At 33.8% G+C, this 17,879-nt stretch carries 14 protein-coding genes; all 14 read right to left on the bottom strand.

Annotated features, from left to right (window positions below; all coding sequences use genetic code 11):
- Positions 1-125 precede the first annotated feature (125 nt).
- The 14 genes from HM982_RS08000 to HM982_RS07935 all read right to left on the bottom strand — a co-directional run bounded on the left by HM982_RS08000 (position 126) and on the right by HM982_RS07935 (position 17,708).
- Positions 126-1,001: a T9SS type A sorting domain-containing protein gene (locus HM982_RS08000; protein WP_179352622.1), complete on the bottom strand. Its 876-nt coding sequence runs from the start codon at positions 999-1,001 to the stop codon at positions 126-128.
- Positions 1,002-1,183: 182 nt separating this feature from the next.
- Positions 1,184-3,232, bottom strand: a complete 2,049-nt coding sequence (locus HM982_RS07995; RefSeq protein ID WP_179352621.1) for a DUF349 domain-containing protein — start codon at positions 3,230-3,232, stop codon at positions 1,184-1,186.
- Between the two features lie 81 nt (positions 3,233-3,313).
- The gene (locus tag HM982_RS07990; protein ID WP_179352620.1) at positions 3,314-4,075 is read right to left on the bottom strand and encodes a shikimate dehydrogenase family protein; all 762 of its coding nucleotides are present in this window, start codon (positions 4,073-4,075) and stop codon (positions 3,314-3,316) included.
- A complete protein-coding gene (locus HM982_RS07985) occupies positions 4,026-5,063 on the bottom strand; it encodes a DUF368 domain-containing protein (protein WP_179352619.1) in 1,038 nt (345 codons plus the stop codon). The genes HM982_RS07990 and HM982_RS07985 overlap by 50 nt, the downstream gene beginning before the upstream one ends.
- Positions 5,063-6,031: a DUF368 domain-containing protein gene (locus HM982_RS07980; protein WP_179352618.1), complete on the bottom strand. Its 969-nt coding sequence runs from the start codon at positions 6,029-6,031 to the stop codon at positions 5,063-5,065. Before HM982_RS07980 ends, HM982_RS07985 begins: the two co-directional genes overlap by 1 nt.
- 39 nt (positions 6,032-6,070) lie before the next feature.
- Positions 6,071-7,477 carry a tetratricopeptide repeat protein gene (locus HM982_RS07975; protein ID WP_179352617.1) on the bottom strand — a complete coding sequence of 469 codons (1,407 nt, stop codon included), beginning with the start codon at positions 7,475-7,477 and terminating at the stop codon, positions 6,071-6,073.
- A 162-nt stretch (positions 7,478-7,639) separates the two neighbouring features.
- The gene (locus HM982_RS07970) at positions 7,640-8,815 is read right to left on the bottom strand and encodes an aspartate aminotransferase family protein (protein ID WP_179352616.1); all 1,176 of its coding nucleotides are present in this window, start codon (positions 8,813-8,815) and stop codon (positions 7,640-7,642) included.
- A 41-nt stretch (positions 8,816-8,856) separates the two neighbouring features.
- The gene (locus tag HM982_RS07965; protein ID WP_218849789.1) at positions 8,857-10,614 is read right to left on the bottom strand and encodes an OstA-like protein; all 1,758 of its coding nucleotides are present in this window, start codon (positions 10,612-10,614) and stop codon (positions 8,857-8,859) included.
- Positions 10,615-11,052: 438 nt separating this feature from the next.
- A complete protein-coding gene (locus tag HM982_RS07960; RefSeq protein WP_179352614.1) occupies positions 11,053-12,333 on the bottom strand; it encodes an adenylosuccinate synthase in 1,281 nt (426 codons plus the stop codon).
- Positions 12,334-12,345: 12 nt separating this feature from the next.
- Positions 12,346-12,798, bottom strand: a complete 453-nt coding sequence (locus tag HM982_RS07955) for a Fur family transcriptional regulator (protein WP_179352613.1) — start codon at positions 12,796-12,798, stop codon at positions 12,346-12,348.
- Between the two features lie 114 nt (positions 12,799-12,912).
- A complete protein-coding gene (locus HM982_RS07950; protein WP_179352612.1) occupies positions 12,913-15,120 on the bottom strand; it encodes a RelA/SpoT family protein in 2,208 nt (735 codons plus the stop codon).
- Between the two features lie 126 nt (positions 15,121-15,246).
- Positions 15,247-15,600: an SdpI family protein gene (locus tag HM982_RS07945; protein WP_179352611.1), complete on the bottom strand. Its 354-nt coding sequence runs from the start codon at positions 15,598-15,600 to the stop codon at positions 15,247-15,249.
- 86 nt (positions 15,601-15,686) lie between these two features.
- A complete protein-coding gene (locus HM982_RS07940) occupies positions 15,687-16,406 on the bottom strand; it encodes a 3-ketoacyl-ACP reductase (RefSeq protein WP_179352610.1) in 720 nt (239 codons plus the stop codon).
- 69 nt (positions 16,407-16,475) lie between these two features.
- The gene (locus HM982_RS07935) at positions 16,476-17,708 is read right to left on the bottom strand and encodes a M48 family metallopeptidase (RefSeq protein ID WP_179352814.1); all 1,233 of its coding nucleotides are present in this window, start codon (positions 17,706-17,708) and stop codon (positions 16,476-16,478) included.
- Between the last annotated feature and the right edge of the window lie 171 nt (positions 17,709-17,879).

Genomic DNA, 17,879 nt, shown 5'->3' with positions numbered 1-17,879 from the left:
AATTTAGTTTAGTTAGGGCAAGACCCATCTGTTGAGACAGATGGGTTTTGATATTTTAGTATTGTAGTGAACATTAGTTTTAACAAATTCGGGTTCACTTTAATTATAACTGTAACGAATACACATTAATTTTTTATAAGTTTTTCTCTAAAGATTTCTCCATTGGCGTTTTTTACTTCAACAATATAATTACCACTATTTAAATCTGCGATATTTATTTCTTGATTTAATTTAGAGTGGCCTTGTTTTACCATTCTTCCTAATAAATCGATAAAGCTATATGTAATGTCTTCAGTAACATTTTCATTACTAATAATGGTAATAGCATTGCTTGTTGGGTTTGGAAATAATTTTAATTCAGGTTTAATAGCAATATCTTCTGTGCTTAAAGTTTGACTTTCAGCCATTATGTTATCTATATCTAAAACCGCCTCTATTGGATCTGATTCCCAAGATGGCACATCATTGTGTAGTATGCGCATTTCCTGTACGCCTTGACTTCCGCTTCCAAATGTAACCGCGTAATTAAAAGTATCTGAAAGGGCTGTGATGTTTTCTTCAAGTATAGAAAATGAAATTCGATTCCATCCTTCGTTTGGTAAAACAGCGATGGCATTAGTGGTACTACAACGGTATATAAGACCGTAATCAGTTTGAAAAGACAACCTTAAAAAAATAACATTAGAGCCAGAATTTCTAACGTCCATTGATATATATTTTACGCGACTAGAAAGATTACCTTGATAGTAGTCACCTTGCCATTGCGCACTATTTTTAGTCATTAATTCAAGGTCTGACCCAGAACCACTTGAGGTAACTCTTAAAAAATTATCACCTTCGCCTAAGGGACCGCCGTCGTAAATATTCTCGTTTGGTATAGTATTGTTTTTTGTCCAATTGCTCATCGTATAATCCTCAAAGTCATCCACTTGGTCTAATGCAACTTGTGATAATACGATTGTAGGTAAACATAAAAGTAATAGGGGTAAAATTTTTCTCATAATAATTGGGGGTTTAAATTTATTGGTTGAAATGATTAATCCGTATTTAGAAATGGAACATAGATTACTTATGTTCATGTTAAAACGTTATGTAATATTTTGATGTAATAAACAAAAGTATCAGTTTTTGACAAATATAGATTAGTCAAAAACAAATACTTTAGTGTAGTTTTATAAGAATTTTAGTTATACATTCCTCGAACCTTAGATAACTTAGCTTTCCAAGTTTCTAATTCTTCTTTGTGTTTAGCGATGTTTTTATGAACATCTTTTACTAGTGGGTTGTCAGACTTTACATTAGAGAAAAACTGAAGGTTGTTTTCTAATTGATTAATCTCAGACTTTATTTCATCAATTCTCTTGCGAATAAAGTTATATTCATTGTCTAATAATCTGGTGTCATCAGGATTCGCTAAGTTTTCAAGTTTACTATCAAACTTAATCATCTCTAGCTTAGACTTATCCATTTTCAACTTATCAAAAGTATCGTCTATAGCTTTATAAAATTTACCATCGATATAGCGTTTGTTTTGTGGTACGTGTCCAATCTCTTTCCATTCAGATATTTTAGATTTTAAAACCTCGATATCTGCTTTTGGATCTTCACTAAGTTCCATGGCTTTTAAATTGTTGAGGAGCGCGACTTTTTTATCAAAAGCATCAAAAAGATGTTGGTCTTTAGCTTTGCGTTCTGCATGCATTCTATCAAAATAGTGATTACAAGCCTTCTTAAATTGCTTCCAGATTTTATCACTATCACGTCTTGGCACATGACCAATTTTTTTCCATTCATTCTGAATTTTCTTCATCAATGGGGTGACTGTGTTGAAATCTTCACTGTCCTTATTGTCTTCAGCAATCTGTATTAAATCTTTTTTCTTTTTAAGATTTTCGTATTGGTCTTTCTTTAGGTTTTTATAAAAACTATTTTTCCCTCGGTTAAAAGTTCTAACAGCTTCTTTAAATTTTGCCCACGTTTTTTCATTCACTTTTAAAGGCACTTTTCCAGCTTTGAAAAAGGCATCTCTTAAAGCTTCTATTTCTTTTATTTTTTTCTGCCAAGCACTATGCGAACTTCCTTTATCTTCTGCAATAGCTGCAATCTTAGCTATGATTTCTTCTTTTCTTTCAAGATTTTTTTCATGGGCTTTATCTATGTCGGCAAAATAAGCCTGACGTTTGTCATGTATGGCTTTGGTTGCTTTACTAAAACGTTCCCAAATTTCTTCGCGGTGTTCTTTGCCTACAGGTCCAAGTTCTTCCTTCCATAATTTATGTAAGACTTGTAACTCTCTAAAAGAACGATTGGTGTTTTCATCTTCTGCTAATTCTTCTGCACGCTCTATGATTTTTAATTTCTGATCATAGTTGTGCTTAAAGTCCATGTCTCTCAAATCATTATTGAGATGTAAAAAGTCATAAAAACGCTCTACATGGTGGTGGTAGGTGTTCCAAGCATTATTATACTTGTCTCTAGGAATTGGGCCCGCATTTCGCCATTTTTCTTGTAATTCCTTAAAGGTTTTATAAGTGGTGCCCATGTTTTCTTCAACGCTGAGCAGACCTTTGATGTCCTCAATTATTTGTAATCTATTATTGAGGTTTTCTTTTAGGTTTTGTTCGCGTTCATTATAATAAGCATTAATGGATTGCTTGTAGTCTTTGTATAAAGAGCTGAACAGTTTTTTGTTGTCGTTGGTGTAATAAAAATCAATTTCGTTTCCGCCATCTTCAATAAACTCTTCCTTTTTTTCATCTAATAGCTCACTGAATTTGGCATTATACTCCGATTTTATTTCATTGACATTTTTAGAAATCGTTTGTACTTTATGCTGCTTTAACAAGCGGTCTAATTCGGTAGTTAATTCAACCATAGACATGGCGTGGTAATCTTTTTCTTCCACATCATGACGCTCAGCATTAGACTCATCTTCGGCATCTTCCGCATTTGAAGAATCAATCTCTTCTACATGATTGTCTTTAGTGTTCTTTGCTTCTGACTCTGATTCAATTTCAGCTTCTTTTTCAATTTCAGCTTTCACTTCATCTTGAGTTGTTTCATTTTCAACTTCTGGCTGAATCTCAGATTCAGACTTAATTTCTGATTGAACTTCAATTTTGGTATCGATTTCAGCTTCAGATTTAGTTGTTGTGGTTGGTGTTGGAGTAGTTTCCGTAGATTCTACTTCTTTTTTTCCATCTGCTTCTTGCAGGTTATCATTCTCAGACATGTGTCAATAGTTTTATTTTTGGATGTTAAAGATACTAACAAGTGCTTTAACTACAAAGGAAAAGGCTGGAGAGCTGCTATTTTATACCTTATGCCATATTTCCCAAGATTTTTCTGCTTGCAATCGTAGCATTTCCAAGCCATTGATAGTTGTGGCCCCTTTTCTAAAACCGTGATTTAAAAATTTAGTTTGCTCAGGGTTGTAAATCAAATCGTACAAAATGTGATTTTTGGTTAGCGCAGCATAAGGTAAGTTAGGACATTCTTCAACTTTTGGAAACGTGCCCATAGGCGTACAGTTGACTATGATGGTGTATTCTGAAATTATTTTGTCTGTAATATCTGCATATAAATACGTAACGCCTTCTTTTTGAGACCGAGACACAAAATCATATGCAATATTTAGTTGGTTAAAGGCATAAGCAATGGCTTTAGAGGCTCCGCCAGTTCCGAGGATTAAGGCTTTTTTATGATGTGATTTTAAATGGGGTTCTAAGGAGTTTTTAAATCCGTAATAATCGGTATTAAAACCAATTAATTTTTTGTCTTTTGTTATTTGAATGGTGTTGACGGCTCCGATTTTTTGAGCTTCCTCATTAATATCATCAAGTAAAGATATGACTTGTTCTTTATAAGGAATAGTAACATTTAACCCTTTTAAATTTCTTGTTTCTTTAATGATGTTTTTAAGCTCGTCAATGGACTGTAAATCGAAATTAACATAGGAATGCGATAAATTTTCATTATTAAATTTATCTGCGAAATAACGTCTTGAAAACGAGTAGGAGATTGCTTTACCTACGAGTCCGAACTGAAGTTTTAATTTGTCTTGTGCGTTGTCCATACCATTCTAATCCTAAAACTATGAGAATTCCAAGGGCAATATAAGCAATTGCAATATAAGTTTGGGTGTTGAATTCGGGTAAATAGCGTTCGTAGTTGGCAATGATTTGCTTTCCTGTAGAATCTAAAACAAGTGCACCTTCATTATTGGTTTTGAAAATTGTTTTTTTCCATGGCCAAACAACACCAAGAGAGCCAATTATAAATCCCATTATGGTTGCTAAGGTAATCTTTTTATAATGTTTTAAGATATAATTTAAGATATGAGAAAAGGTAACCAAACCCGTAACAGAACCTAGTGTAAAAACAGCTAAGACTTTGAGAAGTCTAATTCTGGCTTCGTTATGAATGAAATCAAAATTACCATTAATCATTTCAAACATGGTGTCGTACAACGCGTTGACAGAATCGACTAAGAGTAAAACGTAATTACCAAATAAAATTAGAATAAACGAGCCTGAAAATCCGGGTAAGGTCATGCCAGAAACACTAATTATGCCGCAAAAGAAAACAAAGAAGAGGTTATCGTTTTCTGTTGCAGGATCTAAGAAGCTAATACTTATTCCTGCAATAGTACCTAGCATTAGAGCTAAAATGGTGTTTCTACGCCATTCGTTAAAATCTTTATTGATGTAATATATGGAACCTAGAATCATTCCGAAGAAGGTACTCCAAACATAAAGTTCATAGTGTTCAATGAGGTAGTCGAGGATTTTAGAAACACTAAAATAACTGATAATCATTCCCAAGAACAGCAAGCTTAAAAACTTACCGTTTATATAAAGAAAGAAGCTTTTTAGTCGGCCATTAAATAGTAATTTAAAGGCGGTTTTATTAACACGCTGTAATGAATAGATAAATTCTTCGTAGAAACCAGCAACAAATGCAACTACACCACCAGAAACCCCCGGGACTTTATTAGCAGCGCCCATGGCCAAACCTTTAATGACCAAAAATATACGATCTTTAAGGGCTCTAGTACTTTGCATTATACGTTATTTTTTTGTTTTCCTAAACTTTCTAAAATAAGAATGAGAGCGAAACCAATGACCATAAAAATAATGGCCATAACAAGCTCGTTATCGCCGGCATAAGATGTTGGTAATATACTTTTATCGAGTAAGGTAACGACTTCTCCTTCAGAGTTTACACGGGTTTTTAAAATTTTTTTCCAAGGCCAAATTTTATTTAAAGACCCAATCATAAAACCAGTTAAGATGGCAAGCGTTAAGTTTTTTTGATGTTTAAACATCCAGTTTAAAGCTTTCGAAAACACTTTAAGACCTATAATAGCACCAATACCAAGGAGAGCAAATTTTAAAAGGGCATCTTTAAACAGTTCCATATCGCCATTAAATAAACCGTCTCTAAGGTTATTAATCGTATCAATTGCGGTTTGATAAGCGCCTAGAATTAGCAAGATAAACGCGCCAGAAACACCTGGTAAAATCATAGCTATTATGGCAATAAAACCACAAAATAACAGGTAAAATGGACTGTCAGGTGATGCAAACGGTTCGGCAAGTGTGATGTAAAATGATAAGATTGAAGTAATAATAATAGCCAAGATTATTTTTACAGACCAAACTTTAATTTGTTTCGCAATATAGAGTATGCTGGCTAAAACCAAACCAAAAAAGAAAGACCAGAGTAAGATTGTCTCATGGTGTAATAACCATTTAATTAGTTTTGCCAGGGATAAAATACTAACTGCAATTCCTAAAAAAAGCGCTAATAAGAAATTACCATTAAATGTATTCCACGCTTTTTTAAAGCCTTCTTGTTTCCAAATTTTTAAAATACCAAGATTTATCTTATCAATACTTTCAATAAGTTCTTCATAAATACCAGATATAAAGGCTATGGTTCCGCCAGAAACTCCAGGGACAACATCTGCTGCACCCATGGCGATACCTTTTAATGTGATGACTAAATAATCTAAAAATCGTCTTTGCATTTTCTAAAAAAAATAAGAATCGCTAAGGTATGATTTTTTTTAGTTCAACCTCTTTTTCGCTTCTGAAATTATTGCCTTAACTAAAGGCTTTTCTATGAGTTTAGGGAACAATTCTGTTATAATAAAACTGTAGTCAATATTAAGGCGTGTTGCATTTTTTAGATGGAAACGGCCTTCGTCAGATTGATGTACGGTTAGATAAAGTCCTGCTAATCGATATTCAACTTCAGCACTTTCTGGGTAAAATTCTGTAGCTTGAATAAGATTAAATATAGCGGCTTGATATTCTCCTAAAGCAGTTAATATATCAGAGCGATCTAACCAGGTGTCTAGTTCATAATTGCCTAATTCTAAAGTGCGCTTATAGCCGCGTTCAGATTCTTCAAGAAAATTTAAGCGCTTATTTACAGTGGCATACAATTTCCAATAGAGTACATTATCACCATCTATGGTAACGGCTTTGTTGATATAATAAAGTGCCTTTTGATAGTTAAGACGCTTCATGTAGAATTTGCATATCGCAATCCAACCTCTATCGAGTAAAGGGTCTTCATCTATGGTTTTTTTGAAAAATTGAACTGCTAAATCTTCATGACCGAGTTTGGAATAACAATGTCCTATTCTTAAAAGCGCAAATGACGTTGGATCCTCTAAAGCTAAGGTGATTTTATAATTTTCAATGGCTTCTTCGTAGTTTTTTAACTTCTCTAAAACCTTTCCTTTTTCTATATAAGCCCCTACAAATGTATCGTCTGAAATAATAGCAAAATCGAATGCTGCATTTGCCTTAGCGTATTCTTTTATAGCATAATATTGTCTTCCTAATTGATGCCAAGCGACTTCGCAATAGGGATTAGTATCTAAAAATTTATTGAGGTATTCTATGGCTTCAACATTTTTGTCTAAAAAATCATAACAGTATATAATGTTATGAAGCGCCGAATAATCTGTGGTGTCACTTTCAAGACATTTTTTGAAATATATGATGGCATTGTCAAACTGATCTAAAAACAAATATTCCATACCAACTAAGGCGTATAAATCACCATCATCTTCTGGAGTACTAGACATTTCAATCGCAATAAGCAAAGTGTCTATTGCTTTTTCGTGTTCATCTTGTTTAGATAATACGTTTGCTTTTTGAATAAAAATTTCTTCGTTTGTTGGCTCTATATTATGAAGTCTATCAAGCAGGTCATCTGCTTCGGAAAACTTGTTTTCTATGACTAGTATTTCAACTTGAAACAATCTTAAGTTAATAGAGCTTGGATGTTGTTCTAGTCCTAATTTTATAGCGCGTTTAGATAATGCAATCTTGCCATTTTCGAGATAATGATGAATAATGTTTTCGAACTCATTAGAGTCAAAGAACAAGATATCGTTGGTCTTTAACATCGATTCAAATCGGGTAAGAGGAAAGTTTTTGTCGTCTTGACTGTAGTGCATATAGAGTTTAATAGTTCGCCGAAATAAAATTACGGTTATCCTTTGCTCCACATTAAATTTTAAACTAATGTTTTTAACAAAATAGTTAACAGTTAAATTTAACTTTATTTAATGTGGGTTAAAATGTTGATTTTAAGTTGTTTGTTTGTGTTTTGTATTGTGCTAGATATGGTCTAATATTGAGGTTATTATACGGCAACCCTTAATTAATTCATCGTTTGAAATTGTTAAAGGTGGCGTAATTCGGATTGCTTTGGCTTCAAAAAGTAACCAAAACAAGATTAATCCTTGGTCTTGTGCTTTTAAAATGACCTGATTTGTAAGTTCTGCGTGGTCAGTAAAAGCAGCTAACATTAACCCACGACCTCTTATTTCTTTGATGTGTTTATGTTGAAGATGTTCGCGAATTAAGGCTTCTTTCTCTAAAGCTTCAGCCATAAGATTTGACTCTGTAATTTCTTTTAGCGTAGCCAAAGCTGCTGCCGCAATAACAGGGTTACCACCAAACGTTGTAATATGACCTAGCTTAGGGTTGTCACTTAAAGTCGCCATCATTTCTTTTGAAGCTGTAAATGCTCCAATAGGTAATCCGCCTCCTAAACCTTTGCCTGTAACTACAATATCGGGCTGGCAATTATAATTTTCAAACCCAAATAATTTGCCTGTTCTGCCAATTCCGGGTTGAATTTCGTCTAAAATAAAAACAGCACCAACCGCATTACAGCGTTGTTGTATTTTAGTTAAATAGTTGTTAGTAGGTTCTATAAAACCTGCGCCACCTTGAATCGTTTCTAAAATAACGCCGGCTGTATTTTCTGTAATCTGAAGTAAATCATTTTCATCATTAAAGCTTATGTGTTTTATATCTGGAATAAGAGGAAGAAACGGTTGTTTACGTTCTTCAAAATCCATTAAACTTAACGAGCCCATAGTATTACCATGGTAGGCGTTTTTTGCAGCGATAATTTCTGAGCGTCCTGTGTAACGTCTGGCTAATTTTAGGCTTCCTTCAATAGCTTCGGTACCTGAGTTTACTAAATAGGTGGATTCTAATGGTTCTGGTAAATGTTTAGCGATTAATTTTGATAAATCAACAGCTGGTTTTTGAACATATTCACCATAAACCATCACGTGAAGATACTGGTCTATTTGTGCTTTTATTGCATTAAGAACTTTTGGATGCGCATGGCCTAAACTACAAGCAGAAACGCCTGCAACAAAATCGAGATAGGCCTTGCCCTTAGTGTCATAAATATAGGAGCCTTTGGCATGGCTGATTTCCATGGCTAAAGGATGTGGTGTGGTTTGCGCTTGGTATTTAAAAAAGTCTGTTTTCAACTATTGTTCTACTTTTTTAGTTGTCTTATATAAAATTTCTGTTATTCTTCTTTGATTTTTACTGGAGTACCCGTTGGCTTTTTAGGGAGGTTCCGTGCTGCTTTGTTAGTTTTGTTTGGCGCGGCTTCACCAGCTTCTTCTATGCGTTTTGTAGTCTCATCGTCTAGAAATTCTTTAGGAGGTACATAATCTTCTAAGCCTTTAATTACTGGTAAGTCTAAAGGTGGGTCATCTTTAAATAAATCTTCGACAGATAATGGTCGTTCTTCACCTCGCCAATCGAAACCTCTTAATTGTCTCGCGTTTTTTGGAAATTCTTCTTCAGGAAAAATATCACCATCAATTTGATTGATAAAGCGAACTTCATCAACAGCTTGATCAATAATTTTGACGTTGATTAGACCCGATTTTGATTTTTGAATACCAATTAGTTCTTGATTGTCGTTTCGTAAATAGCGAATGGTTTCTGCATTCTTAATGATATCTACATTATAGAGTTCGTTATCTTTAAACAAACCGATTAAGCTTTGACCTTTTATTTGGTTGTAGCCATTTTCACTGACAGTGTCTTTACTAACTATAAAGGCATTATCAAAGACTTTTAAAGAGTCGAGTTGTTCTGTTTTAACATTAGAAATTAAATGGATGGTATCACCTGTCATTTGATTTTCTACATTCCAAAGCACCGGTTTCCTTGCTAGAGCAAATGCGTCTTCAGAATTAAATCGGCTAAGGTTAATCATTTCAGTCAATCCTTTTTTATGGTCGACATGGATTGAATCTGATTTCCCTGCTAAATCACTTTTGTAGAGTTTAGCATTGTAATAAGCTCTTGTAATACGGTTTTCTGCTGGGCCAGTTACCATTAAGGTGTCGGCATGCATATACACTGAATCTCTATCTTGAACGGTTATCGCTAAAGCACGTTTGGTAATGTACATGGAGTCTTTGGCACGCCAGACTTCGGCATAATGGCCTTTAGCAACACTGTTATTTAAGGTGTCTGTAACTGTAATATTGTTACTAGCAGAGGCAAAACTTTTGTTGCGGTCAAAGTACAAACTATCACCTTCAACAGTTCGGTTATCGTAATCTATTTTTGCATTCCGCTGAAAATGTCCTGTGTCATTATTGGTGTTGTAAAAACCACGTTCACAGTAGACTTTGCTTGTTTCACCAGTAATTGTAGAAGGGCCAAATAGATAAGCATGTCCATTTTCGGTAAAGAAATCGAGACGCTCGGTATTTAAGGTGTATTGAGGATTAACAAGTACCACATCGGTTATAAATTGGTATTTACTAGAATTCATATAGTAACGGCCAATTTGGCTTGTTATAGTTCCTGATGAATCTCTAACAACTGTACCTCCTGTGTTGTAGTAAGCTTGTTGTTTTGTTCTGTCAAAACGAAGTGTGTCAGTTTTTAATGTCGATTGTGGTTCGGTTAAAACCACATCACCACTGGCGAAAGCGAGTTGTGAAATTCCACTATACTCAACATATTTAGCAACCATATTTATAGTGTCGCCTTGTTTCATTACCACATTACTAAAGGCTTCGATAAAATCTTGGTCTTCATAATAAATGGCTTTATCGCACCACATATTTATACCTTTATGGGTAAAGTGAACTTGTTGCGATTTATCTCTAAGAAATACTAGTGCGCCATCTTCAATTTCTGGAGCAGTTGACGCATTACCAGCGTATTTAATGGTGATTTTTTGTTTCTCTTCTTGGGCAAAACTGAAAAATACAGTGAAAAAACCTAAAAGAAAGACGAGTTGTTTTAAACGATTCAAAATTTTATATTTTTTACAAAATAACACTTATTAGACTAGCTATGGTATGTGTTTACGTTTATTTTAACAAAGTAAGATGAATTTTATAATTGTCCCTCCCAAATGTGTCTAGTTAATCAGTTTTTATGCAGGACACAAAACAAATGTAAAAAATAATTTAGGTGGTGACAAAGAATGCGATTTATTAAAATCGATTATCTTAATTGCTTGTCTTAAAAGTTGTAGGGAGTTTAATTATAGGGCTTATTTTTAAGAAATAAATAAAAGTTATCACAATTAATATTGAATTAAAAATTGTTTTGTGAAGCTATATAATGCTATTCTTCGAAAAAAGGGATAGGCGTGAATATTTTTCCTATGCTTATAAAAAACAGGAAGCCATAAATGGTTTAAATTTATGGCTTTCCTATTTTATTTATGTAATATGTAAAACGCGAATTAAATCGTTTTACGAATAATAGTTTGTTTTCTATCTGGACCTACTGAAACTATAGTAATAGGAATGTTTAATTCTTTTTCTAAAAATTCAACATACGCATTAAGGTTTTCTGGTAGTTCTGATGCTTCCGTCATACCTGTTAAATCTGCTTCCCAACCTTTAACTTCTGTATAAACAGGCGATACGTTTTCGGCTTCAATATTATAAGGTAAATGTGTAATGGTTTCACCTTTATATTTATAAGCTGTACATACTTGTAAGGTTTTAAAACCAGAAAGTACATCACCTTTCATCATAATTAATTGGGTAACACCATTCACTTGGCAAGCGTAACGTAGAGCTACTAGATCTAACCAGCCACAACGTCTTGGACGACCTGTGGTTGCGCCAAATTCGTTACCAACTTTAGCCATGGTTTCACCGTCAGCATCAAATAACTCGGTTGGAAATGGTCCAGAACCAACACGTGTTGTATAAGCCTTAAAAATACCAAAGACTTCACCAATTTGGTTTGGTGCAACGCCTAAACCTGTACATGCTCCTGCAGCGGTAGTGTTAGAAGATGTTACAAATGGATAAGTGCCAAAATCAATATCTAATAAAGAGCCTTGAGCACCTTCGGCTAAGATAGATTTTCCGGATTGTTGTGCTTGATGAATAAATTCTTCAGAATCAATAAATTTTAAGCTTTTTAAAGTTTCAATAGCTTCAAAGAAATCGGTTTCAAGTTCTTTTAAATCGTATTGAATATCCACATCATAAAAGGCAATCATAGCTTCGTGCTTATCTGCCAATGTTCTGTATTTGTCTTTCCAGTCTGCTAATTCAATATCGCCAACTCTAATACCATTTCTACCGGTTTTGTCCATGTATGTTGGGCCAATACCTTTTAAAGTTGATCCTATTTTAGCTTTTCCTTTTGAAGCTTCACTTGCAGCATCTAATAAGCGATGTGTTGGTAAAATGATATGTGCTTTACGAGAGATACAAAGCGATGTTTTATAATCTACATTTTGCTCTTCAAGTTTATCGAGTTCCTTTTTGAAAATAACAGGGTCAATGACCACACCGTTACCAACAAGGTTGGTTTTGTTCTCGTGAAAAATTCCTGAAGGAATTGTATGTAAAACATGCTTTTTACCGTTAAACACTAAAGTGTGTCCTGCATTTGGGCCACCTTGAAAACGTGCAATGATATCGTAATTAGAGGTGAATACATCGACAATTTTTCCTTTGCCTTCATCTCCCCATTGTAATCCAAGTAGTAAATCTACTGCCATTTTAAAATTGAGTTAGTCGTCTTTTTTACGATTACCGTAAAAATATAATGAATGATTTGTTATCTGAATATCAAAAACCTCTTCTATGGTTTTTTTTATAGATTGAATGCGTGGATCACAAAATTCGATAACTTCACCTGTATCTGTAAGAATAACATGATCGTGATTTTTATCGAAATATGATTTTTCGTAATGTGCCTGACTTTTTCCAAACTGATGTTTGCGTACCAAAGCACATTCTAAAAGTAGTTCAATGGTATTATAAAGTGTTGCTCTGCTTACACGGTAGTTTTTATTTTTCATTTTGATATATAAAGATTCTATATCAAAATGTTCTTCGCTATCGTAGATTTCTTGAAGTATAGCGTAGCGCTCAGGTGTTTTTCTGTGACCTTTATCTTCAAGGAATTGTGTAAAAACACGTTTTACAATTTCCTGATTACTTTCTTCTGTGGTTGCATTCATAATGTAAGGGACAAATTTAAGCAAATTTTATATGAAATTGATTATAAAATCAGGGATTAACACGAAAGAAATGAACAGGCTTTTAATAACTTTTTTTGAAGCATTAAAAATAAATTAGGCTCTTGTCACTTTATCAATACCGTTAATCTTCTTCAGTTTATCCATTACTTTTTTAAGCATCGTTTGATTTTTAACTTCTACTGTTATTTTTCCGGTAAATACACCGTCATCACTAGAAAAACTAAGACTCTTCATATTAACATGCATGTTTTCTGAAATGAGTTTTGTAATGTGATTAACAAGTCCCAAATCATCTATGCCCGAGAGGTTAATTTGTGAAGTATAAACTTGTTGGGAGGAGTCAATCCACTTCGCTTGTAAAATTCGATAGGCGTAATTTGATTGAAGACTCAGTGCATTAGGACAATTTTTCTTATGAATTTTTATACCATCGTTTATAGTAAGAAATCCAAATACTTTATCGCCAGGAATTGGGTTACAACAATTTGCTAATGTATAGTCTAATTTTTCTTCTTCCTTACCAAAAACTAACATATCATATTTTGAGGTAATTTCCTCTTTATGGATGTCTTTTGGAACCGTCGGTTTATAAATTTTATTTTTAAAATAACTCATAAACATATTGCTTCTCGAAGATGCAAATGCTTTAAGTTTAGTATTGTCTATGGTGCCAATGCCAACTCTGTAAAATAAATCTAAAGACGTATTTAATTTAAAATAGCTCACCAATTCATTTACAGAGCTTTCATTGAGTGTGATTTTGAGTTGTTTTAATTTTCGTCTTAAAATCTCCTTGCCTTCTTCAGCAATGAGTTTAGTATCTTCGTTTAAAGCCGATTTAATTTTACTTCGCGCTCTAGCTGTTGTTGCATAATCTAGCCAATTGGCGTTAGGTTTTGCACTGTCTGAAGTCATGATCTCTACACGATCACCACTTTTTAAAACGTGACTTAAAGGCACTAATTTACCATTAACTTTTGCTCCTCGGGTACCTAAGCCAACTTCGGTATGTATACTAAACGCAAAGTCTAAAGGTGTGGCACCTTTAGGAAGCGATTTTAAATCGCCTTTAGGTGAAAAAACAAAAATCTCTTTAGAATATAAATTGAGCTTAAATTGCTCTACAAAATCTACGGCATCGGCTTCATTATTTTCTAAAGCTTCTTGGAGTCGGTTGATCCATAAGTCGAGACTGTCTTCCTTTTCATTTGCATTTTTATACTTGTAATGCGCAGCATAGCCTTTCTCTGCAATTTCATTCATACGTTCACTACGAATCTGAACTTCTACCCAGCGACTTTTTGGTCCGACGACCGTTATGTGAAGGGCTTCATAGCCTGTAGATTTTGGCGAAGAAATCCAATCTCTAAGTCTAATGGGATTCGGTGTAAAGTGGTCTGTAACGATGGAGTATATTTTCCATGCCAAAAACTTTTCATTAGCAAAATCGGATTTGTATATAATTCTAACGGCAAATTTATCATACACTTCTTCAAAAGCGACCCCTTGTTTTACCATTTTTCTGCGAATACTAAAAATGGATTTTGGTCGCCCTTTTATTTCATAGTGTAAACCTTCTTTGGTTAAAGAGTCATCAATAACTTTAGAAAAGGCTTTAATATAAGCATCTTGGTCTTCCTTACTGTCTTGGATTTTTTCTAAAATATCGTTGTAAACTTCAGGTTCAGTATATTTTAATCCTAAATCTTCTAGTTCGGTTTTAATATTATAGAGTCCGATTCTATGGGCTAAAGGTGCATAGATATATAAGGTTTCAGATGCAATCTTAACTTGTTTGTCTGCTCGCATGGAGTCCATAGTCTGCATATTATGCAAACGGTCAGCTATTTTTATGATAATCACTCTAACATCATCGTTTAAAGTGAGTAGCATTTTTCTGAAATTTTCAGCTTGTAAAGACACATCCATATCCTTTTTAAGCGAGGATATTTTAGTGAGACCATCAACAATTCTGGCAACAGTTTCACCAAAAAGACGTTCCATATCGTCTATGGTGTATTCAGGATTATCTTCAACAACATCATGTAATAGTGCCGCAGCAATAGATGTTGCGTCCATCCCAATTTCTTGAGCCACAATTTTAGCGACGGCAATAGGGTGAAAGATATAAGCTTCTCCAGATTTTCGTCGTTGATCTTTGTGCGCATCAACAGCCACCTCAAAAGCATGTCGGATTAATTTTTTATCCTCCTCGGTTAAAGTTTGGTAACTTACTTTTAATAGTTCTTTGTAAGCCTTGGCAATGGCTTTGTTCTCTTTTTCTATAGCTTCTTCAGTCATATAACTAATGTAGTAATTCCGTTGTTAATTGGCAATATTTTTTTTGAGGTTAAGTTAAAATATATTTTCACTTCAGCTAGAGAAATATAATACGTTAGCTGTAAATCTTAATTATCTGATTAGAAATTAATCATTTTTTGAGAATTCTGATTTTATTTTTCTTTCAACTTTAAAGAATAAATAAAAGACACCTATAAGCATAAATCCAAGGCCGAGAATCATTGCTAAAGTTCCGTTAGGCTGATACATTAAACCTAATGCAGCAATGCAACAGAGTATAAGGCCAACTTTTATCATTGCTTTAGAGGCGTAAACTTGAGCAAAGTCCCAGCGTTTTTGGTTTTTCATGGAAGCTGCAGTTCTGTAGCCATAAAGGTCATTGATTTTTTTTGGTGGATAATATAAGGTGTAAAGACCGACAATTAAAAAAATTATTCCACTCGATAAAGGGATTATAATTAAAGGATTATCAGGTATCATAAATCTTATTTAGACATTTAAAATAGTAATAAAACAACAAAACCTACATGTTTATGCAGGTTTCATTGTTTTTAATGTGGTTTGATTTATGGATTTGTTGACCATAAAGACGCATTTGCCATCATAGCTCTACGTGGTAATTTTAATCCAGAGACAATTAATTCTGCAAAATCATCAGGTTGTAAAACGCGGTCTTCAGAATCTTTACTTGCAATACCCAATTCAATAGACATATCTGATGCAATTGTACTTGGCGTTAAGGTACAAACTCTAATATTGTTTTTACGTACCTCTTTCATTAAGGATTGTGACATACCGATAACCGCAAATTTTGAAGCTGAATAAGCTGATGTCGTAGCGTTACCGTTTAAACCAGCAGTAGAAGAGACATTAATGATATCACCTTCATTTTTTTCAATTAAATGCGGAAGCACTTCTTTAGTTACATAATACATGCCCATAACATTGGTTTGCATAATTTGGCTCCATTGGTCAACAGGCATATCGTTGAAAGACCCAAAAGCAGCTATTCCGGCATTATTCACTAAAATATCGATAGTTCCAAGTGTCTCAACAATGGTTTTGATACTTTTCTGAACTTCTTCATAATTGCTCACATCAAATACAGAATATATGGCGTTAACACCAAGTTCCTTTAATTGAGCAACGGTTTCTTTTAAAACGTCTTCGCTTCTGCCTGTTATGGCAACGTCAATACCTTCTTTAGCAAAGGCAAGGGCAGTTGCTTTTCCGAGACCTCTTCCGCCTCCTGTAATTAGTGCTTTTTTATTTTTTAAATCAGTCATTATTTAAAGTTTTAAATCCAGTTCAAAGTTAAGAAAATTGGATTGTTTATAGCTTGAAATCGATAGGTATTACTTTAATAAATTGTTAACCCTTTCTAATAGCGTAGGATGTGAATAATGCATAAACACATAGGCTTTATGAGGTGTTAAATTACTTAAGCTATTTTTAGATAGCTTTTTTAAAGACGTAATTAACGGTTCTGCTTTATACGTGTTTTTAGCGTAATCATCTGCTTGGTATTCAAAAACACGAGACATATAATTCATTATTAAACCAGTAAGTTCCGAAATAGGTGAATAGAGTAAGCCAAAAGCAATTAAACCCACATGAAAACTCGGTGTTTCTACACCAATGGCGTTGGATAATAAAGGATTTGATATAAAAACAGATAAAATAAACAATGTTAATCCGGTAAGTAAGATAGAGGAGACTAAATTAAAGATGATGTGTTTCTTTTTATAATGTCCCACTTCGTGTGCTAAAACAGCAACAATTTCTTCATCGTCTAAATCGTTGACTAAGGTATCGTAAAGCGTGACCCGTTTTTCATTTCCGAATCCTGAAAAATAAGCATTGGCTTTTGTACTTCGTTTAGAACCATCGATGATAAATATTTTTTCAAGATTAAAACCTACCGATGCTGCATAAGTTGAAATTTTAGTTCTTAATTCACCGTCCTCTAAAGGGGTTTGTTTATTAAATAAAGGCACAATGAGTTTTGAGTAAAACATATTCATAAACACGGTAAATACAGTTACAATTCCCCAAGCATAAAGCCAGAACTGATTGCCTGTAATTTGGTAAAACCATACAATCAAAGCAATGAGACCACCTCCAATAAGTACGGTCATAAGTAAACCTTTTAGCTTATCTAAAACAAAGGTCTTTTTTGTGGTTTTGTTGAACCCAAATTTTTCTTCAATCACAAAAGTTTTATAATAGCCAAAAGGTGTGGTGATAATATCACTGGCAATCATAATAATACCAAAGAAAATGAGGGCGATGATAATGGGATTATCAGAATAACTTCTGGCGATGTTATCGACGTACTCAAAACCGTCTAAGAGTAAAAATCCTAGCGTTAAAATGAATGAAAAAAGGGAAGTCCAAACGCCAAATTTATAATTAACCGCTTTATAGGCTTGGGATTTTTTGTATTCCGTTTTGTCGTAAACATCATTGAGTTCTTCTGGGATTGGGTCGTTGTAATGTTTGGCATTGATAGCATCAAGTACTTTATCAACTATAAAGTTGATGATAATTATGGCTATAATGATGTAGAAAAGGGTTTGTGCTGTCATAAAAAATAAAAAATCCAATATTTAAAATCTCAAATGCAAAGTTCTAATCGGTAGCATTCTGGAATTGGTGTTTTAGTGTTATAAATATGTCGTCACATCGCGTGAAATTTCCTTTTTGAAATTTTGTATCGAGAAGTTTAGTAGTAACAAAAGTTCTCGATACAATTTTCT

Origin of the sequence: Winogradskyella vidalii, assembly GCF_013403955.1 — a bacterium.
In the GTDB taxonomy this organism is placed as follows: Bacteria; Bacteroidota; Bacteroidia; order Flavobacteriales; family Flavobacteriaceae; genus Winogradskyella; species Winogradskyella vidalii.
The sequence above is the reverse complement of the archived record's forward strand: the minus strand, read 5'-3'. Positions and strand labels throughout refer to the sequence as shown.